Source organism: Streptomyces sp. JLBG701 (assembly GCF_058544905.1).
In genome coordinates this window covers 2,297,763-2,322,338 of record NZ_CM178588.1, presented here as the reverse complement: position 1 = coordinate 2,322,338, position 24,576 = coordinate 2,297,763, and the positions used below count along the sequence as shown (strand labels likewise).

The following is a 24,576-nucleotide window of genomic DNA, read 5'->3' as shown; positions in this document are numbered from 1 at the left end:
CGGTGAGCTTGGTTTGTGCGGGTCACGGGCCTGACTGTGGGAGGGGGATCGCGGGCGGGTTTCGCAGCAGGTCGATGAGTCCACGACAGGTCAGGGCGTGTGTCTGGGACGCCACGTCGGTCAGGAACGGCCGTGGGCCACTCATGGTGGGGTCCGGCTCGATCCACGTCCCGTCGTCCAGTTGGCTCTCGAAGAGGAAGCGTGCCGCCCGTTCGAGCGCCTGCGGTGTGCCGGTGCGGGAGCGGATGAGAACGGTCAGGGCGAGGGCGGTCGCCGCCGGGCTCGAGCTGTTCGCGCCGAGGAACGCGGGCCAGCCGCCGTCCTTGTTCTGGGTGGCCGCCAGCGTCCTGGCTTCGGAGCGAGCCGCGTCGGTGTGCCAGCCCAGCACAGGGCTGATCTCCGCTGCGGGGTAGCCGGGGAAGACGTACCAGTCGGCGGTCCAATGACCGGCACTGCGGTGCTGCCGCAGAAGCCAGCGGGTGGCCCGCCGCACTTCGACCTCCTCGGGGTGGTGGGCGCGTATTCCGGCGACCATGTGCGCGACGGTGTCCTGGGCCATGGTGTCGACGGCGCTGGTCCATGTGGTCCACAGCCCCCGGTCGTCCTGGTGGGCCCGTGCGTATCGGGCGGCGGCAGGCCAGGCCCGGCGGCCCTGGTCGGTGCCGGCCAGGGCGAGCAGGGTGTTCCCCGTGGTGTCGACGTCGTTGGCCAGGCCGTTGCCGGCGATCGCTCCCGACACGCTCCCCCAACCCCCCTCGGGTGACTGGACGTGGGCCAGGAAGTCCAGTGCGCTGGGCCGCGCACGGGTGTCGAAGTCGGAGTGTCCGCGCAGACAGCGAACCATCAGTCCGGTGTCCCAGACGTCGAACGTGGTGAACCGCCAGGTCCCGTCCGGGTGTTGGTCCGCCAGGAGCCTGGCCGTGCAGCGGTGCGTGGCGGCTCGCCCCGGTGCGGCCCGGGTCAGCGCCAGGCAGGCCATGGCGGTGACCAGCGGCATGGCGTGGAACGAGCCGTCCGGGGACTGTTCGGCGGTGAGCGCGGCGACGAGGTTGTCGCCCACCGGCAAGCCGGCCGCGTGCCTGGCGATGATCTCGGCGGACAGGAGCTGGGCTCGGTGCCAACCCGTCAGCGAAGCGCCGTTCTGGTGACCGAGGGCCGCGGTGGTGTGGGCGAGGAGTGCGTGCGGGGAGCAGTCCGGCACGCCCGCGGCCACACCGAGGGTCTGCAGAAGGATCAGGCGACGCCGGTGTGCGGCTCCGACGCGCGGTAAGGCGGGCATGGCGGGAGGCGCCGTGACATCGAGGGCGAGAGCGCGAAGCCATGCGTCGGCGGCCGCTGTGAAGTCGTCGTGCCGTTGGGGTTCGGCCTGGCGCAGCCACGCGTGTACACGGCTCCGGTGCGCGGAATCTTGTCCCGCCTTGGCCAGAGCGAAGGCCACGAGGGCGTTTTCCAGGATGCGGGGTCGCGCGGGTGTCGCCCAGGAGCCGTTGGGTTGTTGTGCTTCCAGACAGGCGACAACGGCCCGGTCGAGACAGCGCCGTGTCTCGCGGGCCAGTACCGGTGTCTCTCCCGGAGAGTGACATGTGTGACGGAAGCTGCTCATAACCGCTCATCTCCGCACTGAAGTCGAAATCTATGGGGTGGGGTCCGATCGCGGTATGTCAAGGAACAGGGTCGGGGATACCCTTCCCTCCCGCCATGCGGCGCAAAGCGCCCGGTCATACGCCCCTGCGTGCGCGGTAGTTCCCGCAGCGCTTCAACGTGTCTCACAATGAGGTTTGTGCAACCGGTAGTTGCAGGTCCCGGGCCGGAACCGGGGGCGCATGTTGTCGCGCGGAGAGCGGGAACGGCGGGCTCACACTTCCGTGCGATGGGCTCGTACCTCCGTGCGCCCTCGCGCTGTTGGCTTGTGCCTCGATCCGTCGGGGCAGTCTGTGCGGGAACGGAGTGTTGCCTGCTGTGCAAGAACTTGGCCGCCGGGGGAACACTTCACCGGCCCCGAGTGGTGCACGATGTGCGGGCGGCGACCGCTTCCGCGAGTTCCCGCACCGCGAGCCCCGGTCCGCTGTCAGGGACGAACGTCCCGTTGAAGTCCCTGAGGTACGGCGCGATTTGATCCGTGCTGGTGGAGACGTTTCCGCCACAACCGTGGAGGACTGATCATGCAGGCCGACCGCTCGTTCGTCACCGCGCCGGGGGCAGTGCCGCTGCTCGGCCACACATTGCGGTTTCTGCGCGACCCGCTGAGCTTCCTGCGTTCACTGCCCGCCTTCGGTGACATGGTCGCGATACGGCTCGGTCCCGTCGACGCCCTCGTGGTCTGTGCCCCCGAACTCGTCCGCCAGGTTCTCGTGGACGACCGCACCTTCGACAAAGGCGGCTTCCTCTTCGATCGCAGCCGCGAGTTCCTGGGCAACGGTCTGGGAACCTGCCCGCACAAGGACCACCGCCGCCAGCGACGAATGATCCAGCCGGCCTTCCACCAGGCGCGCCTGCCTGCCTACGCGCAGGAGATGAGCCCACAGGCCCGCGCGGTGGCCGACTCGTGGTGGCCCGGCCGGACCATCGACGTCCTGGCCGAAATGACGACGATCAGCCTGGGGACCACCACGGCCACGATCTTCTCCGCCGCGCCCTCCGAGCTTCGTGAGTCACTGGCCGCCGACCTGCTGACCCTCGAAGGAGGAGTGTTCCGGCGCATGCTCCTGCCGCCCCACGCCGACGCCATCCCCACCCCCGGCAAGCGCCGCTACGACCGCGCGCAGACCCGGTCCCGGCAGACCATCGACCGCATCATCGCCGACTACCGGGCCGACGAAGCCGACCACGGCGACCTGATGTCCATGCTGCTGGCAGCCCAGGACGAGCTCGCCGCCCCAGGGGCAGCGGGGGCGTCCCTCTCCGACGAAGAGGTCAGGGACCAGGTCATGTCGTTCCTCTTCGCCAGCACGGACACCATCGGCAAAGCCCTCTCCTGGGCCTGGTACCTGCTGGGCAGCCACCCGGGTATCGCGGAGCGACTGCACGCCGAGGTCGACGCCGTGCTGACCGACGGCACGGCCACCTTCGAGGACCTGCCCCGGCTGGAAGTGACCCGGAACATCATCAGCGAGACCATGCGCCTGTATCCGCCGGGCTGGTTGCTGACCCGCGTCACCACGGTCGACACCGAACTCGGCGGCCGGCACGTCCCCGCCGGTACCGACGTCGTCATCAGCCCCTACCAGGTGCATCACCGCGCCGACCTGTATCCCGACCCGGAGCGTTTCGACCCCGACCGATGGACGCCCGAGCGAGCCAAGACCGTCCCCCGCGGCGCGAATCTGACCTTCGGGGGAGGCGCGCGCAAGTGCATCGGTGACGCCTTCGGGATGACCGAGGCGACTCTCGCGCTGGCAACCGTTGCCGCCCGTTGGCGACTTGAGCCCCTACCGGGCCGGAAGGTCAAAGCGGCGCCGTACGCGCTCGCCCTTGGCCCCAAGGGGTTGTACATGCGTACCGTCCTGCGGGACGTCCAGGGGCGCGATACCTCAGGGCGTGGCACTCGCACGGGCGGCCGCAGTGAAGGTCCGGCAACGGCCGCCCAGGTTCCGCAACGAGGTCATTGAGCAGGTTCCGATGGAGCCTGGGCGGCTTCCACCGCGGCAGAGCGCACCCGCTGTGCGCGCGTCAGCCGGTACAGGACTCCGAGCCCCACCGTGACCAGCAGGAACAGCACGGTGAACCACTGGAAGTACCAGTGCCCGCCCGCAGGGTCGTACACCGCCGCCCGCGGCCAGGCCAGGTTGACCGTCATGAAGAGGCCGTAGAGGAGGGCCAGCGCGTTGACCGGGACGCCCCAGCGGCCCAGGGAGAACAGGCGCCCGCCCTCCTCGTCGGTGCCCTCGGCGGTGAACTCGCCGCGCAGGCGCCGGACCAGGAGCGGGCCGGTGACCATCGCGTACGCCAGGTACAGCATCACGATGCAGGTGGTGCCGATCGCCAGGAACGCCTCCGGGGAGGCGAAGTTGAGGAGCAGCAGGGCCGCCGCGAGGACGCCGACGACCAGGGCGGGGGCGGCGGGCATGCCGGTGCGCGGGTTGACCTTGGCGAGGCGGGCGGCGAAGGGGAGCTGGCCGTCGCGGGCCATGGAGAACAGCATGCGGCAGGCCGCCGTCTGGATCGCCAGGGTCGCCACCGCGATGGCCACCACCACGTCGACCAGGAGCGCCCGGCCGACCCCGTCGCCCAGGCTGCTGGTGAGGACGTAACTCAGTCCCTCGACCCCGAGCCTGCCGTCCGTGAGGCTGGGTGCGGCGAGCAGGCCGCCCAGGATGATCAGGCCGCCGAGCAGGCCGGCCGCGCCGAGCGCGGTGAGGATCGTACGGGGCGCGGTGCGCCGGGGGTGGTGCGTCTCCTCGCTCATCTCGCCCGCGCTGTCGAAGCCGATCATCACGTACGCCGCCGTGAACGAGCCCACCAGCAGCGCCCCGAACAGGCCCGACTCCAGGGCCGTGCCGGTGTGGAAGGTGATGCCGGGGGTGCGCTCGGAGTGGGTGAGCAGCAGCACGATGATGAGGACGGCGCCGATGATCTCGGCCGTCACGCCGATGCGGTTGACCAGCGACATCACGCGGTTGTCGATGAGGTTCACGAAGGTCGTCAGGGCCAGCAGGACCACCCCGAGGACGGCCGCGTTGGCCGCGCCGCTCGCCGAGGTGATGGCCGGGTCGTCACCGATCAGCTGGAAGCCGGACCAGATCGACGGCATGACCACCTGGAGCGCGAGCGCTGCCGCCGCGACCACCACGATCTGCCCGATCACCATGATCCAGCCGGCGAACCAGCCGAAGGTGAGGTTCGAAAGGCGCGAGGACCACTGGTAGATCGCGCCGGAGATCGGGTAGCGGGCGGCGAGTTCCGCGAAGCAGGCGGCCACCAGCAGCTGCCCGGCCAGGACGATGGGCCAGGCCCAGAAGAAGACGGGGCCGCCGAACGCGTACCCGAAGGCGAAGAACTGGAAGACGGTCGTCAGGACGGAGATGAAGGAGAACCCGGCCGCGAACGAGGCGTACCGGCCCAGGCTGCGGTGCAGCTCCTGGCGGTAGCCGAACGCGGTGAGGGACTGGTCGTCGGGGGAGTGCGGCGGATCGGGGCGTACGTCGGAGGGGGTGGTTGTCGTCACGGCGGCACCTGCCTTCGGCGCGGAATTCCTGTCGGGTGACAGAAATTAGGGAGGGGCTGTTTCGGCCGCGTCACGCCGCCATGTCCACGACGGGCCCAAGTCCTCACGCCCTTGCGGGTGGACCGAAAACGCGATACATCGTGTGTATTGACGCTCACCTTCGGCTCGCGATATGTTCGGTCACGGATATTCGGATACGAGGAAGAGGGGTGATGGTCATGCCGGGCAAGGGCCGCAAGCTGAGCAACCCGCTCGCGCTGACCGTGATGACCACCCTCTGGCAGAAGCCGATGCATCCCTACGAGATCGCCCAGACCCTGCGCCGCCAGGGCAAGGACGCCAGTACCAAGACCAACTACGGCTCGCTCTACACGGTCGTGCAGAACCTGGAGAAGCACGGCTTCGTCGAGGTGGTCGACGTGGAGCGGCGGGGCAACCGCCCCGAGCGCACGGTGTACGCGCTCACCGATTCCGGGCGCGACGAGATGACCCGGTGGCTGTCGGACCTGGTCGCCGTACCGGCGAAGGAGTTCCCGATCTTCGAGACCGCCCTGTCACTGGTGGGCGCGCTGCCCCCGGACGACGTGGCGCGGCTGCTCCAGGAGCGGCTGACGGTCCTTGAGGTGGAGGTGGCGAGCGGACGGGCGGTACTGGAAAAGCTTTACGAGACGCTGCCGCGCCTGTTCGTCATCGAGGTCGAGTACCACCTGCACATGGTGGAGGCGCAGGCGCAGTGGGTCCGCGGCTTCGCCCGGGAGATCCGGGACGGCTCGCTGCCCGGCGTCGACGGGTGGCGGTACTTCCACGAGACGGGGGAGATCCCGCCGGAGCTCAGAGAAGTGGAGGAGCGCCACTTCCAGAAGTGACCCCCAGACGAGAACAGACCCCGGCAGGGCTGTTGCAGCAGCCCCGCCAGGGTCTCGAACCCCGAACCGACTCCGCCGTGAGGCGCAGCCGGGGCTATCGAGGTGCGGCACACCCAGGATAGCCCGGCGCTCTTCACGCGGATCAGTTGTCATCCGCTCACTCAGGAGAGCAGTCGCCATGAGCAGTACTCGTGCGCCCGCTGTGCAGGCGCGTCAACTCGTCAAGACCTACCCCGGTGATGTCACGGCCCTCAACGGCATGGACGTCACCGTGGAGACCGGCACCGTCTTCGGCCTCCTCGGCCCGAACGGCGCCGGCAAGTCCACCACCGTCAAGATCCTCACCACCCTCGCCCGCCCCGACTCCGGCACCGCCACCGTCGCCGGACACGACGTGCTGCGCCACCCGGACCGGGTGCGCCGCGCGATCGGCGTGGTCGCCCAGAACTCCGGCGCGGACCCGGTCGCCACCGGCCGCGAGAACCTCCGACTCCAGGGCAGGCTCTACGGCTTGAAGGGCGCCGCCCTCGGCAGGCGCGTCGACGAGCTGCTCGACCGCTTCCACCTCGCAGACGCGGCCGGACGCCAGGTCAAGGGCTACTCCGGCGGTATGCGCCGCCGCCTCGACGTCGCGCTCGGCCTGGTGCACCGCCCCGAGGTGCTCTTCCTGGACGAGCCGACCACCGGACTCGACCCCGAGGCCCGCGCCGCGATGTGGGACGAGATCGGCCGCCTCGCGGGCGAGGAGGGCCTGACCATCCTGCTCACCACGCACTACCTCGAAGAGGCCGACCGGCTCGCCGAGCGCATCGCCATCGTCGACCGCGGCCGGGTCGTCGTGGCGGGCACCCCGGACTCCCTCAAGGGCGAACTCCGCGGCGACGCCGTCCACATGGAGCTGCGCGAAGCGGTCGGCGAAGCCGGTCGTACGCTGCTGACGGGCGCCCTCGGCAGGCTGCCGGGCGTGCACGAGGTGCTGGTCGACGGGCGCCGGATCAGCGTCCGCGCCGATGACGGAGCCGCAGCGATGCCCGCACTCCTCGGGGCACTGGAGCGCACCGGGGTCGGCGTCGCCGCCGCGACCGTCGCCCGCCCCTCGCTGGACGACGTCTACCTCCGCTACGCCGGCCGCCGTTACTCGGACGTCGAGGCCGACAGCGCCGACCGGCTCGTCCTCGCGGGAGGTGCGCGATGAGCACCGCCGTCTCCCAGACCTGGTACATGACCCAGCGTCAACTCATGGTGTTCGTCAGGCAGCCCGCGTTCGCGGTCATCACCCTCATCCAGCCGGTGATCTGGCTGTTCCTGTTCGGAAGCCTCTTCCGGAAGGTCGTCGAACTCGGCGGCTTCGGCACCACCTCGTATCTCGACTACCTGGTGCCGGGCGTGGTCGTGATGAGCGCGCTGAGCTCCAACATGTGGGCGGGTATGGGCACGCTGGAGGAGATCCAGCGCGGCACGCTCGACCGCTTCCTGACCACCCCGGTCAGCAGGGCCGCGCTGATGAACGGCAACGTCGTCAACAACGGCCTGGTCACCGCCCTGCAGTCGGTGATCATCGTGCTGCTCGGCCTGCTGGGCGGCGCCGACTACCCGGGCGGCATCGGCGGCACAGCCGTCCTGGTGCTGGCCTCCGTGCTGCTCGGCACGGTCTTCGGGGCGCTGTCCAACGCCCTGGGGATGCTGGTGCGGGAGCGGGAGTCGATCATCGGCATCAACACGCTCCTGCTGCTGCCGCTGACCTTCCTGTCCAGCGCCTTCATGGCGCCGTCCCAGATGCCCTCGTGGATACGGCACGTAGCCGACTTCAACCCGCTCAACTGGGCGATGGTGGCGGGGCGTTCGGCGATGTCCGACCACCCCGACTGGGGAGATGTGCTCAGCCGGGGCGGTGCGCTGCTGGCGCTGGCCGTGGCGGCGGTGTGGCTGTCCATCCGCACGTTCCGGTCCTACCAGCGGTCGGTGTAGCTCCCGTGGGTTCCGTAATTCCGTAAACAGGTTCGGTACGTCAGGAGGCCGCCGGGGCGGTGGCCTCCTGCTCCGCTTCGATGCGGGCGTTCCACTCGCGCTTGGACGCCTGCCAGCCGTCCTCGTTGTGGCCGAGCCGCCAGTAGCCGGAGATCGACAGGTCCTCGCGCGGGATCTCGCACTCGACCCGCAGCAGCTTGCGCAGCTCCTTCACGAAAGCCGCCTCGCCGTGCACGAACGCGTGCGGCCGGCCCTCGGGGAACTCCAGCGCCCGCACGGCCTCGACAAGGGCCTGGCCGACGGGCCGGTCGCCGCGGTGCAGCCAGACGACCTCCACATCGGAGTCGATCTTCTGCTCCTCCTCGGGTCCTGCGACCTCGATGAAGGCGTGCGCCTTGGCGCCGTCGGGCAGCGACTCCAGGGAGCGGGCGATCGCGGGCAGCGCGCTCTCGTCACCGGCGAGCAGATGCCAGTCGGCGGCCGGATCGGGAGCATAGGCACCGCCGGGCCCCATGAACCGCACGGTGTCGCCCGGCTGTGCGCGCATCGCCCACGGTCCGGCGAGACCCTCGTCGCCGTGGAGCACGAAGTCCAGCGTCAGCTCGCGGTGTTCGGCATTCCAGGCGCGCACGGTGTACGTCCGGGTCACCGGCCACTGGTCGCGGGGGAACTCCTCGCGGATCCGCTCCATGTCGAAGGGCTCCGGGTAGGTCGCGCCATCAGCCGGGAACAGGAGCTTCACGTAATGGTCGGTGCAGGTGTCCGCCGCGAACGCGGACAGCCCCTCGCCGCCGAGTACGACACGCTGCATATGAGGAGTCAGGCGCTCGGTGCGCACGACCTGTGCGGCATGGGGTTTGCGCGGCTGACGGGCCGGACGTTCTGCCATGACGGCCTCCCTGGTTCCTTAGCTTAGGCTTACCTAAGGTAGCATCTCTCTCCCAGTTAACACCCCCTTTGTGAGCACTTGATGAGAAGCTCACCGCGACATCGTCACAACACCAGTGTGACCCCGCGCTCAGTTTCCCAGCGTTGTCAACAGCCTCTGCAGTGACCCGCCCAGCCCCCAGCGTGCCGCCAGCTCCTCCACGGCGGCCGGATCGCGGGGCGCGTGCGGCAATGCCGTGTCGACCTCCGGCAGCGGGACGTCGTCCGCGACCCGGACGACCTTGCCCGCGACCGCGACATACGGCCGCGACTCGTCGAGCCGCTTGCGCTGCGAGGGAGTCAGCTTGGCCTTCGGGTCGTCGACCGCCGCCATGATCCCCGGCACGTCGCCGAACTCGGCGAGCAGCTTCGCGGCCGTCTTCTCGCCGATCCCGGGCACGCCCGGCAGCCCGTCGCTCGGGTCACCGCGCAGCAGCGCCAGATCCGCGTACCCCCGGCCGTCGACGCCGTACTTCTCCCGCAGCCACGCCTCGTCGGTCAGCTGGAGCGTGCCCACACCCTTGAGCGGGTACAGCACGCGCACCCCGCGCCCGTCGTCGACCAGCTGGTACAGGTCGCGGTCACCGGTGACGATGTCGACCGGGCCCTCGGCGCGGGCGGTGAACGTGCCGATCACGTCGTCCGCCTCGTACCCCGCCACCCCCACCCGCGCGATGCCGAGCGCGTCCAGGACGTCCTCGATGACCGGCACCTGCGGCGAGAGCGTGTCGGGGACCTCTTCCTCGTCCGGCCCGACCTCACGCTCCTCGGCGACACGGTGCGCCTTGTAGGAGGGGATCAGATCGACGCGCCACTGCGGACGCCAGTCCGCGTCCATGCACGCCACCAGCCGGTCGGGACGGTGGTCCTTGACGAGCCGGTCGATGAACTCCAGCAGCCCGCGCACCGCGTTCACCGGCGTGCCGTCCGGGGCCTTCACCGACTCCGGGACGCCGAAATAGGCGCGGAAATACAGCGAGGCGGTGTCGAGGAGCATCAGTCGTCCGGTCACGCCACGCATCATGCCGTACCGCGCCGACAGCCGCTCCGTGGCACGGATGCGATGGCATACGTCACACAAGTAAAGGCCCTGTGAACTGGGCCACTCGTGCGTTTGCTGCCTCCGGGCGAGGGCAGGCGCCGCCTCGGAGCGATGGCGATTGCAACTTCAACAGATTGCGGCCTTCGGCTCCCTTCCCTGCCGTCGAGACAAGAGGTACGCGTGTCAGCCAGACTTGAGGCCAACGAGCTCTACAAGGTGTTCGGCAGAAGGCCGGACCAGGCGGTCGAACGGCTCCGAAAGGGAACCGACCGGGAAGAGCTGCGCGCCGACGGGACCACGGCCGCCGTGATCGACGCGTCCTTCACCGTGGAACCGGGCGAGATCTTCGTCGTCATGGGCCTGTCCGGATCCGGCAAGTCCACGCTGCTGCGCATGCTCAACGGCCTCCTGGAACCGACCGCGGGGCACGTCCGCTTCGAGGACCAGGACCTCACCGCGCTCAGCGACCGCGAACTGCGCGAGGTCCGCGCGAAGAAGATCAGCATGGTCTTCCAGCACTTCGCCCTCTTCCCGCACCGCAACGTCCTGGAGAACGCCGCCTACGGCCTGTCCGTCCAGGGCGTGCCCCGCCGCGAGCGCGAGCAGCGCGCCGCAGAGGCGCTCGCCCTGTGCGGCCTGGAGGGCTGGGAGAAGTCCTGGCCCGACGAGCTGTCCGGCGGCATGCAGCAGCGCGTGGGCCTGGCCCGCGCCCTCGCCACCGACGCCGACCTGCTCCTCATGGACGAGTCCTTCAGCGCGCTCGACCCGCTGATCCGCCGCGACATGCAGGACCAGCTCCTCCAGCTCCAGAAGACCCTCAAGAAGACGATCGTCTTCATCACCCACGACCTGAACGAGGCCATGCGCCTGGGCGACCGCATCGCCGTCATGCGCGACGGCCGCATCGTCCAGATCGGCACCGCGGAGGACATCCTCATCCGGCCCGCCGACGACTACGTGGCCTCCTTCACCCAGGACGTCGACCGCTCCCGCGTGCTGACCGCCTCCTCCGTCATGGACACGGACGTCGCCGGCGACGAGGTCAGCTGCGGCTGCGAGACCGCGACGACCGCCACGCCGTTCGGCGAACTCTGCGCGATCAGCGCCCGGTTGTCGCACCCGGTGGCGGTCCTCGACGCGAAGGGCAAACTCGTGGGCCGAGTCCCGAGGCAACGCCTCATCGGCTTCCTCGGCGACGAACAGGGCGCCCCGGAGGCCTGCGACTCCCCGCGGGACAAGGGCGGCGACATGGCGGTGACCCGTGCCTAGGATCCCGCTCGGCGACTGGGTCAACGACACCGTCGACTGGTTGCTCAACCATGTCTCTTGGCTCTTCGACTTCCTCAAGACCGTCTTCACCGGCACCTACGACGGCATCGACGCCGTCCTCCAGGCGCCCGAACCCCTGATCCTCGCGGGCATCTTCGCCGTGCTCGCGTTCTGGCTGCGCGGCACGACGGCCGGCCTCCTCACCTTCGTCGGATTCGCCTTCATCGACTCCCTCGAACTGTGGGAGGACGCGATGGTGACCCTGTCGCTCGTCCTCGTCGCCACGATCATCGCCCTCGTCGTCTCGGTGCCGGTGGGCATCTGGGCGGCGCGCTCCAACCGGGTCAGCGGGATCGTCCGCCCGGTCCTGGACTTCATGCAGACGCTGCCCGCGATGATCTACCTCATCCCGGCGATCCTGTTCTTCGGCACCGGCGCCTCCGCGGGCATCGTCGCGACCCTGATCTTCGCGCTCGCCCCCGGCGTCCGCATGACCGAGCTGGGCATCCGCCAGGTCGACAAGGAACTGGTCGAGGCAGCCGACGCGTTCGGCACCACCCCGCGCGACACACTCCTGCGTGTCCAGCTCCCGCTCGCGCTGCCCACCGTCATGGCCGGCGTGAACCAGGTCATCATGCTCGGCCTGTCCATGGCCGCGATCGCCGGCATGGTCGGCACCGGCGGCCTCGGCGGCGACGTCAACGAGGCCATCGGCCAGCTCAACGTCGGCCTCGGCTCCGAGGCCGGTGTCGCCATCGTGATCCTCGCGATCTACCTGGACCGCATGACCAGCGCCCTGGGCACCCAGGTCTCCCCGCTCGGCCGCCGCGCCGCCGCCAAGGCCCGCGCCTCCCAGGGCCTGAGGATCTGGTCCTACCGCCCCCGTCCGCAGGTCGCCGTGATCGGAGTCGTGATCCTCGCCCTCGTGGGCGGCGGCATGGGCATCTTCGGCGGCACCAACTCGACGTCCACCGCCGCCGACGGCGAGAACGTCGGCCAGGGCAAGAAGATCAGCATCGGCTACATCCCGTGGGACGAGGGCGTCGCCTCCACCTTCCTCTGGAAGGAGATCCTGGAGCAGCGCGGCTACGACGTCACCACGAAGCAGCTCGACGCGGGCCCCCTCTACACCTCCCTCGCCCAGGGCGACATCGACTTCGAGACGGACTCCTGGCTGCCGACCACGCACGAGCAGTACTGGAAGAAGTACGGCAAGCGACTCGACGACCTGGGCTCCTGGTACGGCCCGACCTCACTGGAGCTCAGCGTCCCCTCGTACATGAAGGGCATCGACTCCCTGGAGGACCTCAAGGGCAAGGCGAGCGAGTTCGGCGGCGAGATCACCGGCATCGAGTCCAGCGCCGGAATGATGAGCCTGCTCAAGACCAAGGTCCTCAAGGAGTACGGCCTCGACAAGGAGTACAAGGTCGTCGACAGCTCCACGCCCGCGATGCTGGCCGAGCTGAAGCGCGCGTACGCCAAGAAGGAGCCGGTCGTCGTCACGCTCTGGTCGCCGCACTGGGCGTACAGCGACTACGACCTGAAGAAGCTCAAGGATCCCAAGGGCGCCTGGGGTTCGGGCGACGGAGTGCACACGCTCTCCCGGAAGGGCTTCGCCCAGGACAACCCGGTCGTCGGCGAGTGGCTGAAGAACTTCAAGATGACCGAGCAGCAGCTCACCAGTCTCGAGTCGGAGATCAACAAGGCCGGCCAGGGCAAGCAGCAGGACGCCGTGCGCGCCTGGCTGAAGAAGAACCCCGGCGTCGTCGACAAGCTGGCCCCGGTGAAGAACGCCTCGGCCGCTGCCGAGACCAAGCGCCCGCTGGACGTCGCCTGGTTCCCCTGGGACGAGGACGTCGCCGTCACCTACCTGTGGAAGAACGTCCTGGCCCGGCGCGGCTACACGCTGAACCTCAAGCAGATGGACGTCGGCCCCGTCTACACGGGCCTCGCCTCCGGTGACCTCGACCTCAACTTCGACGCCTGGCTGCCGTACGCCCAGTCCAACTACTGGGACCAGCACAAGAACGACCTGAGAGACCTGGGCACCTGGTACCAGCCCACCTCCCTGGAGATCGCCGTGCCCTCCTATGTGAAGGACGTCAAGTCCCTCGCGGACCTCAAGGGCAAGGGCGACACCTTCGACGGGAAGATCATCGGCATCGAGCCGGGCACCGGCGAGATGAACCTGCTCAAGACGAAGGTCCTGCCCGGCTACGGCCTGGACAAGGAGTACGAGGTCGTCGACGGCTCCACGCCCGCGATGCTGGCCGAGCTGAAGCGCGCGTACGCCAAGAAGGAGCCGGTCGCCGTCGTCCTGTGGTCCCCGCACTGGGCGTACAGCGAGTACCAGCTGACCAAGCTCGCGGACGACAAGAAGCTGTTCGGCGAGGGCAACACGATCCGCACCATCTCCAGCAAGGACTTCCCGGAGCAGTACCCGCAGCTCACGAAGTGGATCAAGAACTTCACCATGAGCGAGGCCGAGCTCGGCAGCCTGGAGAGCGAGATCAAGGACCGCGGCCAGGGGCACGAGGAGGAAGCGGTCGCCGCCTGGCTGAAGGAGCACCCGGACATGGTCGACCGGATGACACCGCAGTAGCGGCTGCGCCGACAACCCCCGAGGGGTGGGCTTCGCCACGCGTCCTGACAGCGTGTGGTGAAGCCCACCCCTCGGGTCATGTCCGAGGACGGCCGCGACTTCGTACTCTCGACTTTCCTCCCCTCGCCGTCCCTGTGAGCGCCTCGTGATCCGTCCGTTCATGCCCGCCGCCCTGTTGCTGGCGGCCGCGCTGACGGTGCCCCCGCTGACGGTGGCGAGCGCGGAACCGGCGTCCACGGCGACCGCCCGTCTCGCCGGGCTGGCGGGCGACGTGGCCGGCGCGGACGGCTCGGTGTTCGACGCGCGGGACGACACGGGCCGCACCATGGACGCCGCGCAGATCGTCCAGGCGGCCGACGGCGGCTATCTCGCCGTGTACCACTCGACCCTCGCCGACGGCCGCTTCCACGCGGCGGTGGCCACCTCCGCGGATCTACGGCACTGGAGCCGCCGCCACGACTTCGGAGCGGGCAGCAGCCAGCCCTCACTGGCCGCCGACGGTACCGGCGGCTACGTCCTCGCCTACGAGAAGGATCCGGCCAACCACATAGTGCTGCGGGCATACCCCAGCCGCACCGCCCTCCTGACCGGTGCGGCCGACCGCGTGTTCGACGCACCGCGCGTCTTCTCCCACTGTGCCGAGGGCACCCCGGACATCACCTCGGTGCACGGCGACACGATCGAACTGACGGGGCACTACCGGGCGGACTGCGACACCGACCGCCAACTCCGCGCCCGGCTGACGGACTTCGCCTTCTGGCACGCATCCCCTGATCAGGGGCTCGACCGGGCGCTGCAGGCCTGGGGAACGCGCGGGAACATAGGGGACCGCTCACGCATTGAACTGAACGGGACCGATCTCGTGCTGATCGAGGGTCAGGGCCGGCGCGGCGACTTCGGGAGCTGGCGGACGTACGCCTACGACCCCGAGGCCGGCCGAGCCGACCGGCTCACGATCCGCACGCCGGGCGGCAGCCGCGCCTTCGCCAACCCGTCGGCGGCGCTGATCACCGACCCGGACGGCCGTCCGGCCCTGCTGGTCAGCCTGTTCGTCCCGACGGAGGAGTCGGCGCCCGACGAGGCCGGGGAGCTGATCTACTGGCGCGAATTGTGAGGTCGTACTACACGCAATGTGACGTCGATGTGACGGGCGCATGAAACGGTTTGCCGAACATGCGTAGGGTGCAGACAACTCATCAGAAGGAGTGCGCCGAAGCGGTGGCATGAGGGCGTGTGACCGACGAGCGAAGGAGGGAGCCGGAGCGATGGGCGACCACAAAGAACAGCCTCTCCGGGTGGGTGCGGCCGTGCGGCGGCGGCGCCGGGCGCTGCAGCTGACCCTCGCCGTCGTGGCCGAGCGCAGCGGCCTTTCGGTGCCCTTTCTGAGCCAGATCGAGAACGAGCGGGCGCGCCCCAGCAGAAGCTCCCTGGAGAAGGTCGCCGACGCCCTGCGCACCACCGCCGTCGAACTCCTCGCCGCCGCCGACCCGGCGTGCAGCGTCGAGGTCGTTCGCGCGGAGGAGCGCGAAGGCGGGCTCGAACCCCGGGCGCGATCCCTGGTGCGGGGTCACCACCAGATGCACGCCTCGGAGTTCACCGGCGACCAGGACGCGGGCCGTGAATTCCAGCACCGCAACGACCAGTTGATGTACGTCGCCGACGGCGCGGTGGAGATCGAGGCCGAGGGCCGGGCGTACCGGCTGGGCCGCGGCGACACCCTGTACCTCACGGGCGGAGTCCGCCACCGCTGGCGGGCGACCGTGCCGGACACCCGGGTGGTCGTGGTCGCGGTGGCGGAACACATCGAGACGGTCCAGGACCGCTCGCGTTAGACGGTCAGCGGGCGGCACCTGACGTGGCACGGACCGCCGCCGACGGAATCACCACACGCACTGGGCGCGGCCCCGCGAGCAGCTCGCCGCTGACCAGGCCGCGGACTGTGTGCGAGGCGGCGGTGCCCCAGGCGGCGACGAGGACGACGTACAGCCCGACCGCGAGCCAGTCGAAGGCGAGCAGTCCGGTGTGCCGGGCGAGCCCCTCGGCGCCGGTGACGCAGGTGCCGACGGGGAAGGTGAACGCCCACCAGGTCATCGCGAAGCCCATGCCCCGCCGTCGGGCGCGGACGACGTGCGCGGTGGCGAGGACGAGCCACAGCAGCGCGAAGCCCATCACGGGGACGCCGTACAGGACGGCTAGGACACCGAAGCCCTCGCTGTAGGGGGCGGCGACGACGCCGGGCGCCACGTCCGCGAAGTTGCCGGCGGCGGTCGTGGACTGCCCGAGCGGGCCCAGGACCAGGAACAGGGTCGGCGTGAGGGCGAGCGGCAGCGGCCCGCCGGTGATCAGCCGCCCGAAGATCAGCGGCAGCATGAGGAGAGTGGCGAGGAGACTCAGCCCGAACATCGCGAAGCAGGCGAGCAGGAGGGTCTCCTGGGCCTGACCGGCCGGCAGGTGCGGCACAAGGGCGGGCCCGAGCGCGGCGGACACCATCGGGGCGACGACGGGCAGCAGCCACACGGGCGTCGCCTGCCCCGGTTCGACACGATGGCGTACGGCCATGAGGTACGGGACGACGACGGCCGCCGCGAGTCCGACGACCGTACCGGCGCTGAACAGCACGGCGTCGAGAGCGACGGCCGCGGTGACGCCGATCCAGTCCCGTCCGACGGCGAGGGCGCCGCCGCCGACGGCCAGCAGGGCCATGGAGAGACAGCCGTAGAACGGGGCCATCGCCGGGTCGAGGAGGTGGGCGCGGGCCTGGTCGCGGTGGTGGGTCCAGTGCAGGGCCCGGGCGCAGAGGAGGGCGATCAGCAGGGTGAGGGCGAGGGCCCAGACGGCCGTGCAGAGGGTGCGCAGGCCGGGGACGTGCACGGGCAGCGAGGCGCCCGCCGTGGCGAGGATGGCGGTGCCCATGACGGTGGCGTACCAGTTGGGTCCGAGGTGACGGACTGCGGCGGTGACCATGCCACCACGGTGCCGGGGTTGCGGGGCGGTCACCAGGGACCCTGTCTCTATGAGGGCATAAGCTGGATTTATGAGCAGCAGTGTGGATGGGCGGGGCGGAGAGGTGTCCGGGTTGGCGCACCGGGTGCCGGACCTGGGTGCGCTGGAGCTGCTCCTTGCGGTGGCGCGGCTGGGGAGTCTCGGTGCGGCGGCGCGGGAGGTCGGCGTCACCCAGCCCGCGGCCAGCAGCCGGATCCGTTCCATGGAACGGCAGTTGGGGGTGGCCCTGGTCGACCGTTCGCCGCGCGGTTCCCGGCTGACGGATGCCGGTGCGTTGGTCACGGACTGGGCGCGGCGGGTCGTCGAGGCGGCGGAGGCGTTCGACGCGGGAGCGCAAGCTTTGCGGGACCGGCGGGACTCGCGGCTGCGGGTCGCGGCCAGCATGACGATCGCGGAGTATCTGCTGCCGGGCTGGCTGCTGGCGCTGCGCGCCGCGCGGCCGGACACGGCGGTGTCGCTGCTCGCGGGGAACTCGGCGGCGGTGGCGGAGAGGCTCCTGTCGGGCGAGGCGGACCTGGGCTTCGTGGAGGGGCTGACGGTCCCGCCCGGCCTCGACTCCACGGTCATCGCCCACGACCGCCTGATCGTGGTGACGGCACCCGGCCATCCCTGGGCCCGACGGCGTCGGCCGCTGGCGGGGGAGGAGTTGGCGGTGACGCCGCTGATCCTTCGGGAGGAGGGGTCGGGTACTCGGCAGGTGTTGGATGCGGCGCTGGGCGGCCTTGCGCGCCCACTGATCGAACTGTCGTCGACTACGGCGGTGAAGGCGTCGGCGGTGAGTGGTGCGGGCCCGGCGGTCCTGAGTGAACTGGCGGTGGGGGAGGAGCTGTCGACGCGACGGTTGGTGAGCATTCCGTTGGAGGGGGTGCGGCTGGCCCGAGACCTGCGCGCGGTGTGGCCCACGGGGCATCGGCCTACCGGCCCGGCGCGGGAGTTGCTGGCGTTGACGCGGGGTTAGGGGCGGCGGGGGCGAGAAACCCTTGGTTCAGGACGCCGCTCGGACCAGTGCCCGAACCACCCGCAGATCCTCGCCCATCTCCGGATGCCACTGCACCCCCAACACCCAGTCCGCCGAGGGCAGTTCGACCGCCTCCACCGTCCCGTCCACCGCGTACGCCGACGCGACGAGCCCCGTGCCGAGCCGGTCCACCGCCTGGTGGTGGAAGGTCGGTACCGACGTCTCCTCCGGGACGGCGTCGGCGTACAGCGTGCCCGGCACCGGCTTCACCGGGTGGCGGCCGAAGACGCCCGGCACCTCGGCGTGGCCGTCGATGTGCTGGACGAGGGTGCCGCCGAGGGCGACGTTCAGGAGCTGCATGCCCCGGCAGATGCCCAGGACGGGGACGCTCGCGGTCAACGCGGCCTCGATCAGGGCGAGTTCCCAGGCGTCCCGGGCGAGGGCGGGCGGGCCGGTGCGGGGGCCGCGCTCGGCGCCGTAGCGGACCGGCTCCACGTCCGGGCCACCCGCGATCACCAGACCGTCGAGCCGCGCCACGGCCGCGGCGGCGTGCTCGGGCTCGTCCGGCGGGAGCATCGCGGCAAGGCCGCCCGCGCGCTGCACGAGCCGCGGATACCCGGCCGGCAGCAGCGCCGCCTCCAGCGCCCACTTGCCCCAGCGCGCACCGGCCTCCAGATACGTACTGATGCCGATCAGCGGTCTGCCCACCATGCGTCCTCCAGCTTCCCGCCTACGGCAATGGATTGGCTCCACACCTTTGCCGAGCATGCCTCAGAACCACAAGACCCCTCAAGCCCCCCTCAACCGCCCCTCACGCCAAGAACCCCCGCAACAGCGCCGCCGTCCCCGAGCAGTGCTCCCGCATCATCTCCCGGGCCCCGTCCGCGTCCCCGTCGAGCACCGCGTCGACGATCGCGATGTGCTGGCGCTGCGAATGCTCCAGGTTGCGTACGAGGAGCGGGATGCAGTCCAGGAGGTCGTTCACCGTGGCCCGTACCGCCGCGTACTGCGCTGTCAGCGTCGGTGAGCCGCACAGCTCGGCCAGGGTGAGGTGGAGCAGGGTGTCCAGGCGGCGGTAGTCGGCCAGCGGGGCGTCGTGGGTGCGAGCCAGCGCCTCGCGCAGCCGCGCCCCCTGGTCCGCCGTGAGTCCGTGCGCGGCGCACAGGCCCGCCGCCCCCACCTCCAGCACCTCGCGAAACCGCAGTACGTCCTCGATGTCGACCTCGGCGATCCGCCGCCGCAGCTCGTCCTCGCCACCGGCGTCCGCCCGGGGCAGCACGAACGTTCCCCCGTAGCGGCCGCGCCGGGACTCGACCAGACCCTGGTCCTGGAGCACCTTCAGGACCTCGCGCAGCGTCACCCGGCTGATCCCGAGCCGCTCCGCCAGCTCCCGTTCCGCGGGCAGCCGCTCGCCGCCGGGCACCAGGCCCAGCCGTACGACCTGGAGGATCTGCTCCAGGGCCTCCTCGAAGCCGTTGCCCGCCCGCACCGGCCGCAGCACCGGCGTCAGCCGGTCCGCGGTCGTGTCGTCCGTGGCGTCGCCCGCGGCGCCGTCGGCATCCACCGCCATCTGGTCGCGCCCCCTTCCCAAGCAATGGTTCTCGGAAATACCTTAGGGCTCCCGGCTGACCGTAGAAGCCGAAGGAGGCTTTCCCGTGGCAGACCGCACACCCCCGCTGAGCGTCGAGGAACTGCACGCCCTCGTCGCCGGCGGTGAGATCGACACTGTCGTCCTGGCCTTCCCCGACATGCAAGGGCGGCTCCAGGGCAAGCGGTTCGCCGCCCGATTCTTCCTCGACGACGTCCTGGAACACGGCACCGAAGGCTGCAACTACCTCCTCGCCGTCGACACCGAGATGAACACCGTCGACGGGTACACCATGTCCTCCTGGGAACGGGGGTACGGCGACTTCGCCATGCACCCCGACCTCAGCACCCTCCGCCGCGTCCCCTGGAACGCCGGTACCGCCATGCTCGTCGCCGACCTCGCCTGGAACGACGGCTCCCCGGTCGTCGCCGCCCCCCGCCAGATCCTGCGCCGCCAGCTGGAGCGCCTCGCCGAGCTCGGGTACACGGCCAAGGTCGGCACCGAGCTGGAGTTCATCGTCTTCAAGGACACCTACGAGGCCGCCTGGGACGCCAACTACCGGGGGCTGACCCCGGCCAACCAGTACAACATCGACTACTCGGTGCTCGGCACCGGCCGCATCGAGCCGCTGCTGCGCCGCATCCGCAACGAGATGACCGCCGCCGGGCTGACCGTCGAGTCCGCCAAGGGCGAGTGCAACCCCGGGCAGCACGAGATCGCGTTCAAGTACGACGACGCCCTCGTCACCTGCGACCAGCACTCCGTCTACAAGACCGGCGCCAAGGAGATCGCCTCCCAGGAGGGCGTCTCGCTCACCTTCATGGCCAAGTACAACGAGCGCGAGGGCAACTCCTGCCACATCCATCTCTCGCTCGCCGACGCCGACGGCAGCAACGTCATGGCGGGCGGCGGCGAAGGCGGCATGTCCGACGTCATGCGGCACTTCCTCGCCGGGCAACTGGCCGCGCTGCGCGAGTTCTCGCTGTTGTACGCGCCCAACATCAACTCGTACAAGAGGTTCCAGCCGGGCTCCTTCGCCCCGACCGCCGTCGCCTGGGGGTACGACAACCGGACCTGCGCGCTGCGGATCGTCGGGCACGGGCGCTCCATGCGGTTCGAGAACCGGCTGCCCGGCGGCGACGTCAACCCGTATCTGGCGGTGGCCGGGCTCGTCGCCGCCGGGCTGTACGGCATCGAGCAGAAGCTGGAGCTGCCCGAGGCATGCGCGGGCAACGCGTACACCGCCGAGTACGAGCATGTGCCGACCACCCTGCGCGAGGCCGCCGAGCTCTGGGAGAACAGCCCGATCGCCAAGGCCGCCTTCGGCGACGAGGTGGTCGCCCACTACCGCAACATGGCGCGCGTCGAACTGGACGCCTTCGACGCCGCGGTGACCGACTGGGAGCTGCGTCGCTCCTTCGAACGCATGTGAGGTATCTCTTGTCGCAACCGTACGAACTGGACGTCCTCAACCCCGCGACGGAGGAGGTGATCGCCACTGTTCCGGGCGCCGTCGAGCAGGACGTGAACGCCGCCGTCCATCGAGCCGCCCTGGCGCAGCGCGTGTGGGCGACCGTCGCGCCCGCCGACCGGGCCCGGCTGCTGCGCCGCTTCGCCGTCGTGGTCGACGAACACCTTGAGGAACTCGCTCAGTTGGAGGTGCGCGAGGCCGGCCACACCATCGGCAACGCCCGCTGGGAGGCCGGCAATGTCCGTGACCTCCTCGACTACGCCGCCGGTGGAGTGGAGCGGCTCGCGGGCCGGCAGATCCCCGTGCCCGGCGGCCTCGACGTCACCCTCCTCGAACCGCTGGGCGTCGTCGGAGTCATCGCGCCCTGGAACTTCCCCATGCCGATCGCGGCCTGGGGCACGGCCCCCGCGCTCGCGGCCGGCAATGCGGTCATCCTCAAACCGGCCGAGACGACCCCGCTGACGGCGCTGCGGCTCGCCGAACTCGCCCTGGAGGCCGGGCTCCCGGAACACCTCTTCCAGGTGCTGCCGGGGCGCGGCGACATCGCCGGGGACTCCCTCGTACGGCAGCCCGGCATCGCCAAGATCGTCTTCACCGGCTCCACGCGGATCGGGAAGCGCGTCATGGCGCTCTGCGCCGACCAGGTCAAGCCGGTCACCCTCGAACTCGGCGGCAAGAGCCCGAACATCGTCTTCGCGGACGCCGATCTCAAGGCCGCCGTGGATCCCTTCTCCTTCCTCGACAACTCCGGCCAGGACTGCTGCGCCCGCACCCGCATCCTGGTCCAGGAGTCCGTGTACGACGAGGTCCGCGAACTGCTCGCCGACGCGCTGGCCGCCGTCGTCGTGGGCGACCCGGCCGACGAGAAGACGCAGATGGGCCCGCTGATCTCCCGTCAGCAGCTGGATCGCGTACGGTCGTTCGTGCCGGACGACGCCCCCGCCCTGCGCGGCAGCGCCCCCGACGGGCCCGGCTTCTGGTTCGCGCCGACCGTTCTCACGGGGGAGCGGCACGACTCCGAGGCGGCCCGGGAGGAGATCTTCGGCCCGGTCGCCGTGCTCCTGCCCTTCACCGACGAACAGGACGCGATCCGCCTCGCCAACGACACCCCGTACGGCCTCTCCGGCTCCATCTGGACCCGGGACGTAGGCCGCGCCCTGCGCGTCTCCCAGGCCGTCCGCGCCGGGAACCTGTCCGTCAACTCCCACTCCAGTGTCCGCTACTGGACCCCCTTCGGCGGCTACAAGCAGTCCGGCGTCGGCCGCGAGCTCGGCCCGGACGCCCTCGCCGCCTTCACCGAAACCAAGAACGTCTTCATCAGCACGGAAGGCCCCGCACAGTGACCGAACAGATTGTGTGCCGCCGCCTGGTCGGCCGCACGGCCGTCATCACCGGAGCCGGCAGCGGCATCGGCCTCGCCACCGCGCGCCGGCTCGCCTCCGAGGGCGCCCACGTCGTCTGCGGCGACGTCGACGAGCAGCGCGGCAAGGCCGCCGCCGAGGAGGTCGGCGGGATTTTCGTCAAGGTCGACGTCACCGACCCCGAGCAGGTCGAGGCGCTGTTCAAGACGGCCTACGACACCTACGGCAGCGTCGACGTCGCCTTCAACAACGCCGGTATCTCCCCACCCGACGACGACTCCATCCTGGAGACCGGCCTGGAGGCATGGAAGCGCGTCCAGGAGGTCAACCTCACCTCCGTCTACCTGTGCTGCAAGGCCGCCATCCCCTACATGCGGCGCCAGGGCAAGGGCTCCATCATCAACACGGCGTCCTTCGTGGCGAGGATGGGTGCCGCCACGTCCCAGATCTCGTACACGGCCTCCAAGGGCGGCGTCCTCGCCATGTCCCGTGAACTGGGCGTGCAGTTCGCGCGGGAGGGCATCCGCGTCAACGCGCTCTGCCCCGGCCCGGTCAACACCCCGCTCCTCCAGGAGCTGTTCGCCAAGGACCCCGAGCGGGCCGCCCGCCGGCTCGTGCACATCCCGGTGGGCCGGTTCGCGGAGGCCGAGGAGATCGCCGCCGCCGTGGCCTTCCTGGCGAGCGACGACTCCTCGTTCGTGAACGCGAGCGACTTCCTGGTCGACGGCGGGATCTCGGGCGCGTACGTCACGCCGCTGTAGCCATCGACCAGTCGTCAACCGTCGGCTAGAGGAACGTGTGGCCTTCCCCGCGATACGTGGGGACGGTCGCCGTCACCGCGTCCCCCTCGATCAGATGCAGTACGTCGAACCGCTCGCACAGCTCACCGGCCTTGGCGTGCCGGAACCACACCCGGTCCCCGATGAGCAGGTCGTCGGCCGGTGAGCCGAGCAGCGGGGTCTGCACCTCGCCGGGTCCCTCCTGGGGGTCGTAGCGCAGCCCCTCCGGCAGATACGGCACCGGGAGCCGGTCGGGTCCGGGTGCGCCGGACGCCGGGTAGCCGCCGCCGAGCACCGTGACGACGCCGACACCGGGCCGGCGTACGACGGGCTGGGCGAAGAGAGCGGCCGGACGCCCGGTGAAGGACGTGTAGTTGTCGAACAGGCGCGGCACGTACAGCCCGGAGCCGGCCGCGATCTCGGTGACCGCGTCCTCGGCCGCCGTGTGCTGCACGCTGCCCGTGCCACCGCCGTTGACGAACTCCAGGTCGGGCGCGACAGCCCGGACCGCCCGCACCACCTCGGCGCGCCGCTCGGCGAGTTCACGGCGGGCGGTGGCCTGCATCAGCCGGATGGCGCGCGAGCGCACCGGCCGTCCGGCGACCGCGTCACCGACACCGGCGATGTGCCCCTCGTACGCCATGATCCCCACGAGCTTGAAACCCGGCCGCCCGGCCACCGTACGGGCCATGTCGGCGAGTTGGGCGGGCGAGCGCAGCGGCGAGCGAAGGGCACCGATCCGCACTCGCCCGCCGAACATCTGCAGCGAGGTGTCGAGCTCAAGGCAGACCCGGACGACCTCGCGCCCGCCACCCCGCGCGTCGTCGATGAGTTTGAGCTGCGCCGGGTCGTCGATCATCACGGTCACGGCGGCGGCGAGCTTGGGGTCGCCGGCCAGTTCGGCGAAGGCGGTGCGGTCGGCCGAGGGGTAGGCGAGGAGGACGTCGTCGAATCCGGAGCGCGCCAGCCACAGGGACTCGGCGAGGGTGAAGGACATGATGCCCGCGAAGCCGTCCTTCGCGAGGACGCGTTCGAGGAGGGTTCGGCAGCGGACGGACTTGCTGGCGACGCGGACCGGCTTGCCCCCGGCCCGGCGGACGAGATCGTCCGCGTTGGCGTCGAAGGCGTCCAGGTCCACTATCGCGAGAGGGGCGTCGAGATGAGCGGTGGCCCGGTCGTAACGGGCCCGGTCGGCGGCGCGCGCAGTCATGAACGAAGCCTGCCAGACAGGATTACCGCAGGGTAGGGGGACGTTCCGGGCAGATGCCCCGGCGTCGCGGACTGGTTCCCGTTCGAGTGGGGGCAAGCCGTAGAGTGACGCGCACGCACGGCGTGACGACCACGCCCGGACTTTCGTGCCGGGGATGGCCGTCCACCTGTGCGGGTATGCGTGCCCGGACGGCGACTTCGCACCGGGCGTCGGCACAGAACGGCGGCCCGCGCCCGAGCGAGCGGCCGGGCACGAGTGAACGGGGGGTGCATGAGCACGGAAGCGCGGCGCTCCTCCGTCCCACCGCGCCCCACGACACCCCCACGCCCGACGGAGCCCCCGACACCCACCAACGGGTCCGGCCCGGA

Annotated in this window: 20 protein-coding genes; 12 read left to right on the top strand and 8 right to left on the bottom strand. The window is 70.5% G+C overall.

Going from position 1 to position 24,576, the window contains the following annotated elements:
• Positions 1-22 precede the first annotated feature (22 nt).
• Positions 23-1,603 (bottom strand): hypothetical protein, encoded by a 1,581-nt coding sequence (locus tag AC5DRG_RS10680; RefSeq protein WP_491809759.1) that lies wholly within the window; start codon positions 1,601-1,603, stop codon positions 23-25.
• Between the two features lie 559 nt (positions 1,604-2,162).
• Here AC5DRG_RS10680 and AC5DRG_RS10675 point away from each other — a divergent pair.
• Positions 2,163-3,608 carry a cytochrome P450 gene (locus AC5DRG_RS10675; protein ID WP_491809758.1) on the top strand — a complete coding sequence of 482 codons (1,446 nt, stop codon included), beginning with the start codon at positions 2,163-2,165 and terminating at the stop codon, positions 3,606-3,608.
• Here the strand turns inward: AC5DRG_RS10675 and AC5DRG_RS10670 are convergent.
• On the bottom strand, positions 3,602-5,164 hold the full coding sequence (locus AC5DRG_RS10670; RefSeq protein ID WP_491809757.1) for an amino acid permease: 1,563 nt from the start codon (positions 5,162-5,164) through the stop codon (positions 3,602-3,604). The genes AC5DRG_RS10675 and AC5DRG_RS10670 overlap by 7 nt on opposite strands.
• A gap of 218 nt (positions 5,165-5,382) precedes the next feature.
• Here AC5DRG_RS10670 and AC5DRG_RS10665 point away from each other — a divergent pair, with 218 nt between their 5' ends.
• The 3 genes from AC5DRG_RS10665 to AC5DRG_RS10655 all read left to right on the top strand — a co-directional run bounded on the left by AC5DRG_RS10665 (position 5,383) and on the right by AC5DRG_RS10655 (position 7,998).
• Positions 5,383-6,030: a PadR family transcriptional regulator gene (locus AC5DRG_RS10665; RefSeq protein WP_491809756.1), complete on the top strand. Its 648-nt coding sequence runs from the start codon at positions 5,383-5,385 to the stop codon at positions 6,028-6,030.
• Positions 6,031-6,208: 178 nt separating this feature from the next.
• Entirely contained in the window at positions 6,209-7,225 is a 1,017-nt protein-coding gene (locus AC5DRG_RS10660) for an ATP-binding cassette domain-containing protein (protein WP_491809755.1), read from the top strand.
• Positions 7,222-7,998: an ABC transporter permease gene (locus AC5DRG_RS10655; RefSeq protein WP_491809754.1), complete on the top strand. Its 777-nt coding sequence runs from the start codon at positions 7,222-7,224 to the stop codon at positions 7,996-7,998. The genes AC5DRG_RS10660 and AC5DRG_RS10655 overlap by 4 nt, the downstream gene beginning before the upstream one ends.
• A 40-nt stretch (positions 7,999-8,038) precedes the next feature.
• Here the strand turns inward: AC5DRG_RS10655 and AC5DRG_RS10650 are convergent, their stop codons facing one another.
• On the bottom strand, positions 8,039-8,887 hold the full coding sequence (locus tag AC5DRG_RS10650) for a siderophore-interacting protein (protein WP_491809753.1): 849 nt from the start codon (positions 8,885-8,887) through the stop codon (positions 8,039-8,041).
• A 129-nt stretch (positions 8,888-9,016) separates the two neighbouring features.
• Positions 9,017-9,946 (bottom strand): 5'-3' exonuclease, encoded by a 930-nt coding sequence (locus tag AC5DRG_RS10645; protein WP_491813011.1) that lies wholly within the window; start codon positions 9,944-9,946, stop codon positions 9,017-9,019.
• A 201-nt stretch (positions 9,947-10,147) separates the two neighbouring features.
• Here AC5DRG_RS10645 and AC5DRG_RS10640 point away from each other — a divergent pair, with 201 nt between their 5' ends.
• The 4 genes from AC5DRG_RS10640 to AC5DRG_RS10625 all read left to right on the top strand — a co-directional run bounded on the left by AC5DRG_RS10640 (position 10,148) and on the right by AC5DRG_RS10625 (position 15,670).
• Positions 10,148-11,236, top strand: coding sequence for a quaternary amine ABC transporter ATP-binding protein (locus tag AC5DRG_RS10640; protein WP_491809752.1), 1,089 nt, complete (start codon positions 10,148-10,150; stop codon positions 11,234-11,236).
• Positions 11,229-13,838 carry an ABC transporter permease/substrate binding protein gene (locus tag AC5DRG_RS10635; protein WP_491809751.1) on the top strand — a complete coding sequence of 870 codons (2,610 nt, stop codon included), beginning with the start codon at positions 11,229-11,231 and terminating at the stop codon, positions 13,836-13,838. The genes AC5DRG_RS10640 and AC5DRG_RS10635 overlap by 8 nt, the downstream gene beginning before the upstream one ends.
• A 145-nt stretch (positions 13,839-13,983) precedes the next feature.
• Positions 13,984-14,952 carry a hypothetical protein gene (locus AC5DRG_RS10630; protein WP_491809750.1) on the top strand — a complete coding sequence of 323 codons (969 nt, stop codon included), beginning with the start codon at positions 13,984-13,986 and terminating at the stop codon, positions 14,950-14,952.
• A 151-nt stretch (positions 14,953-15,103) separates the two neighbouring features.
• Positions 15,104-15,670, top strand: a complete 567-nt coding sequence (locus AC5DRG_RS10625; RefSeq protein ID WP_491809749.1) for a helix-turn-helix domain-containing protein — start codon at positions 15,104-15,106, stop codon at positions 15,668-15,670.
• A gap of 4 nt (positions 15,671-15,674) precedes the next feature.
• On the opposite strand, the gene AC5DRG_RS10620 is transcribed toward AC5DRG_RS10625, so the two are convergent.
• Positions 15,675-16,802 (bottom strand): TDT family transporter, encoded by a 1,128-nt coding sequence (locus tag AC5DRG_RS10620; RefSeq protein ID WP_491809748.1) that lies wholly within the window; start codon positions 16,800-16,802, stop codon positions 15,675-15,677.
• Positions 16,803-16,872: 70 nt separating this feature from the next.
• Here AC5DRG_RS10620 and AC5DRG_RS10615 point away from each other — a divergent pair, with 70 nt between their 5' ends.
• Positions 16,873-17,799, top strand: coding sequence for a LysR family transcriptional regulator (locus tag AC5DRG_RS10615; protein WP_491809747.1), 927 nt, complete (start codon positions 16,873-16,875; stop codon positions 17,797-17,799).
• A gap of 27 nt (positions 17,800-17,826) precedes the next feature.
• On the opposite strand, the gene AC5DRG_RS10610 is transcribed toward AC5DRG_RS10615, so the two are convergent.
• On the bottom strand, positions 17,827-18,510 hold the full coding sequence (locus AC5DRG_RS10610) for a gamma-glutamyl-gamma-aminobutyrate hydrolase family protein (RefSeq protein ID WP_491809746.1): 684 nt from the start codon (positions 18,508-18,510) through the stop codon (positions 17,827-17,829).
• Between the two features lie 100 nt (positions 18,511-18,610).
• Positions 18,611-19,369, bottom strand: coding sequence for a FadR/GntR family transcriptional regulator (locus AC5DRG_RS10605; RefSeq protein WP_491809745.1), 759 nt, complete (start codon positions 19,367-19,369; stop codon positions 18,611-18,613).
• Positions 19,370-19,454: 85 nt separating this feature from the next.
• On the opposite strand from AC5DRG_RS10605, the gene AC5DRG_RS10600 reads away from it, so the two are divergent.
• The 3 genes from AC5DRG_RS10600 to AC5DRG_RS10590 are packed head-to-tail and all read left to right on the top strand — an operon-like array spanning position 19,455 to position 22,980.
• Complete coding sequence (locus AC5DRG_RS10600) at positions 19,455-20,819, top strand: glutamine synthetase family protein (RefSeq protein ID WP_491809744.1); 1,365 nt, start codon at positions 19,455-19,457, stop codon at positions 20,817-20,819.
• An 8-nt stretch (positions 20,820-20,827) separates the two neighbouring features.
• A complete protein-coding gene (locus AC5DRG_RS10595) occupies positions 20,828-22,201 on the top strand; it encodes an aldehyde dehydrogenase family protein (protein ID WP_491809743.1) in 1,374 nt (457 codons plus the stop codon).
• On the top strand, positions 22,198-22,980 hold the full coding sequence (locus AC5DRG_RS10590; RefSeq protein WP_491809742.1) for a 3-oxoacyl-ACP reductase: 783 nt from the start codon (positions 22,198-22,200) through the stop codon (positions 22,978-22,980). The genes AC5DRG_RS10595 and AC5DRG_RS10590 overlap by 4 nt, the downstream gene beginning before the upstream one ends.
• Before the next feature lie 25 nt (positions 22,981-23,005).
• On the opposite strand, the gene AC5DRG_RS10585 is transcribed toward AC5DRG_RS10590, so the two are convergent.
• Entirely contained in the window at positions 23,006-24,208 is a 1,203-nt protein-coding gene (locus AC5DRG_RS10585) for an amino acid deaminase/aldolase (RefSeq protein WP_491809741.1), read from the bottom strand.
• Between the last annotated feature and the right edge of the window lie 368 nt (positions 24,209-24,576).

Excerpts from the sequence above, each read along its gene's own strand:
- AC5DRG_RS10615 (WP_491809747.1), top strand. The coding sequence starts at position 16,873 with ATGAGCAGCAGTGTGGATGGGCGGGGCGGAGAGGTGTCCGGGTTGGCG.
- AC5DRG_RS10620 (WP_491809748.1), bottom strand. The coding sequence starts at position 16,802 with ATGGTCACCGCCGCAGTCCGTCACCTCGGACCCAACTGGTACGCCACC.
- AC5DRG_RS10585 (WP_491809741.1), bottom strand. The coding sequence starts at position 24,208 with ATGACTGCGCGCGCCGCCGACCGGGCCCGTTACGACCGGGCCACCGCT.
- AC5DRG_RS10680 (WP_491809759.1), bottom strand. The coding sequence starts at position 1,603 with ATGAGCAGCTTCCGTCACACATGTCACTCTCCGGGAGAGACACCGGTA.
- AC5DRG_RS10675 (WP_491809758.1), top strand. The coding sequence starts at position 2,163 with ATGCAGGCCGACCGCTCGTTCGTCACCGCGCCGGGGGCAGTGCCGCTG.
- AC5DRG_RS10645 (WP_491813011.1), bottom strand. The coding sequence starts at position 9,946 with ATGCGTGGCGTGACCGGACGACTGATGCTCCTCGACACCGCCTCGCTG.
- AC5DRG_RS10650 (WP_491809753.1), bottom strand. The coding sequence starts at position 8,887 with ATGGCAGAACGTCCGGCCCGTCAGCCGCGCAAACCCCATGCCGCACAG.
- AC5DRG_RS10605 (WP_491809745.1), bottom strand. The coding sequence starts at position 19,369 with ATGGCGGTGGATGCCGACGGCGCCGCGGGCGACGCCACGGACGACACG.
- AC5DRG_RS10610 (WP_491809746.1), bottom strand. The coding sequence starts at position 18,510 with ATGGTGGGCAGACCGCTGATCGGCATCAGTACGTATCTGGAGGCCGGT.
- AC5DRG_RS10660 (WP_491809755.1), top strand. The coding sequence starts at position 6,209 with ATGAGCAGTACTCGTGCGCCCGCTGTGCAGGCGCGTCAACTCGTCAAG.
- AC5DRG_RS10655 (WP_491809754.1), top strand. The coding sequence starts at position 7,222 with ATGAGCACCGCCGTCTCCCAGACCTGGTACATGACCCAGCGTCAACTC.
- AC5DRG_RS10625 (WP_491809749.1), top strand. The coding sequence starts at position 15,104 with ATGGGCGACCACAAAGAACAGCCTCTCCGGGTGGGTGCGGCCGTGCGG.
- AC5DRG_RS10665 (WP_491809756.1), top strand. The coding sequence starts at position 5,383 with ATGCCGGGCAAGGGCCGCAAGCTGAGCAACCCGCTCGCGCTGACCGTG.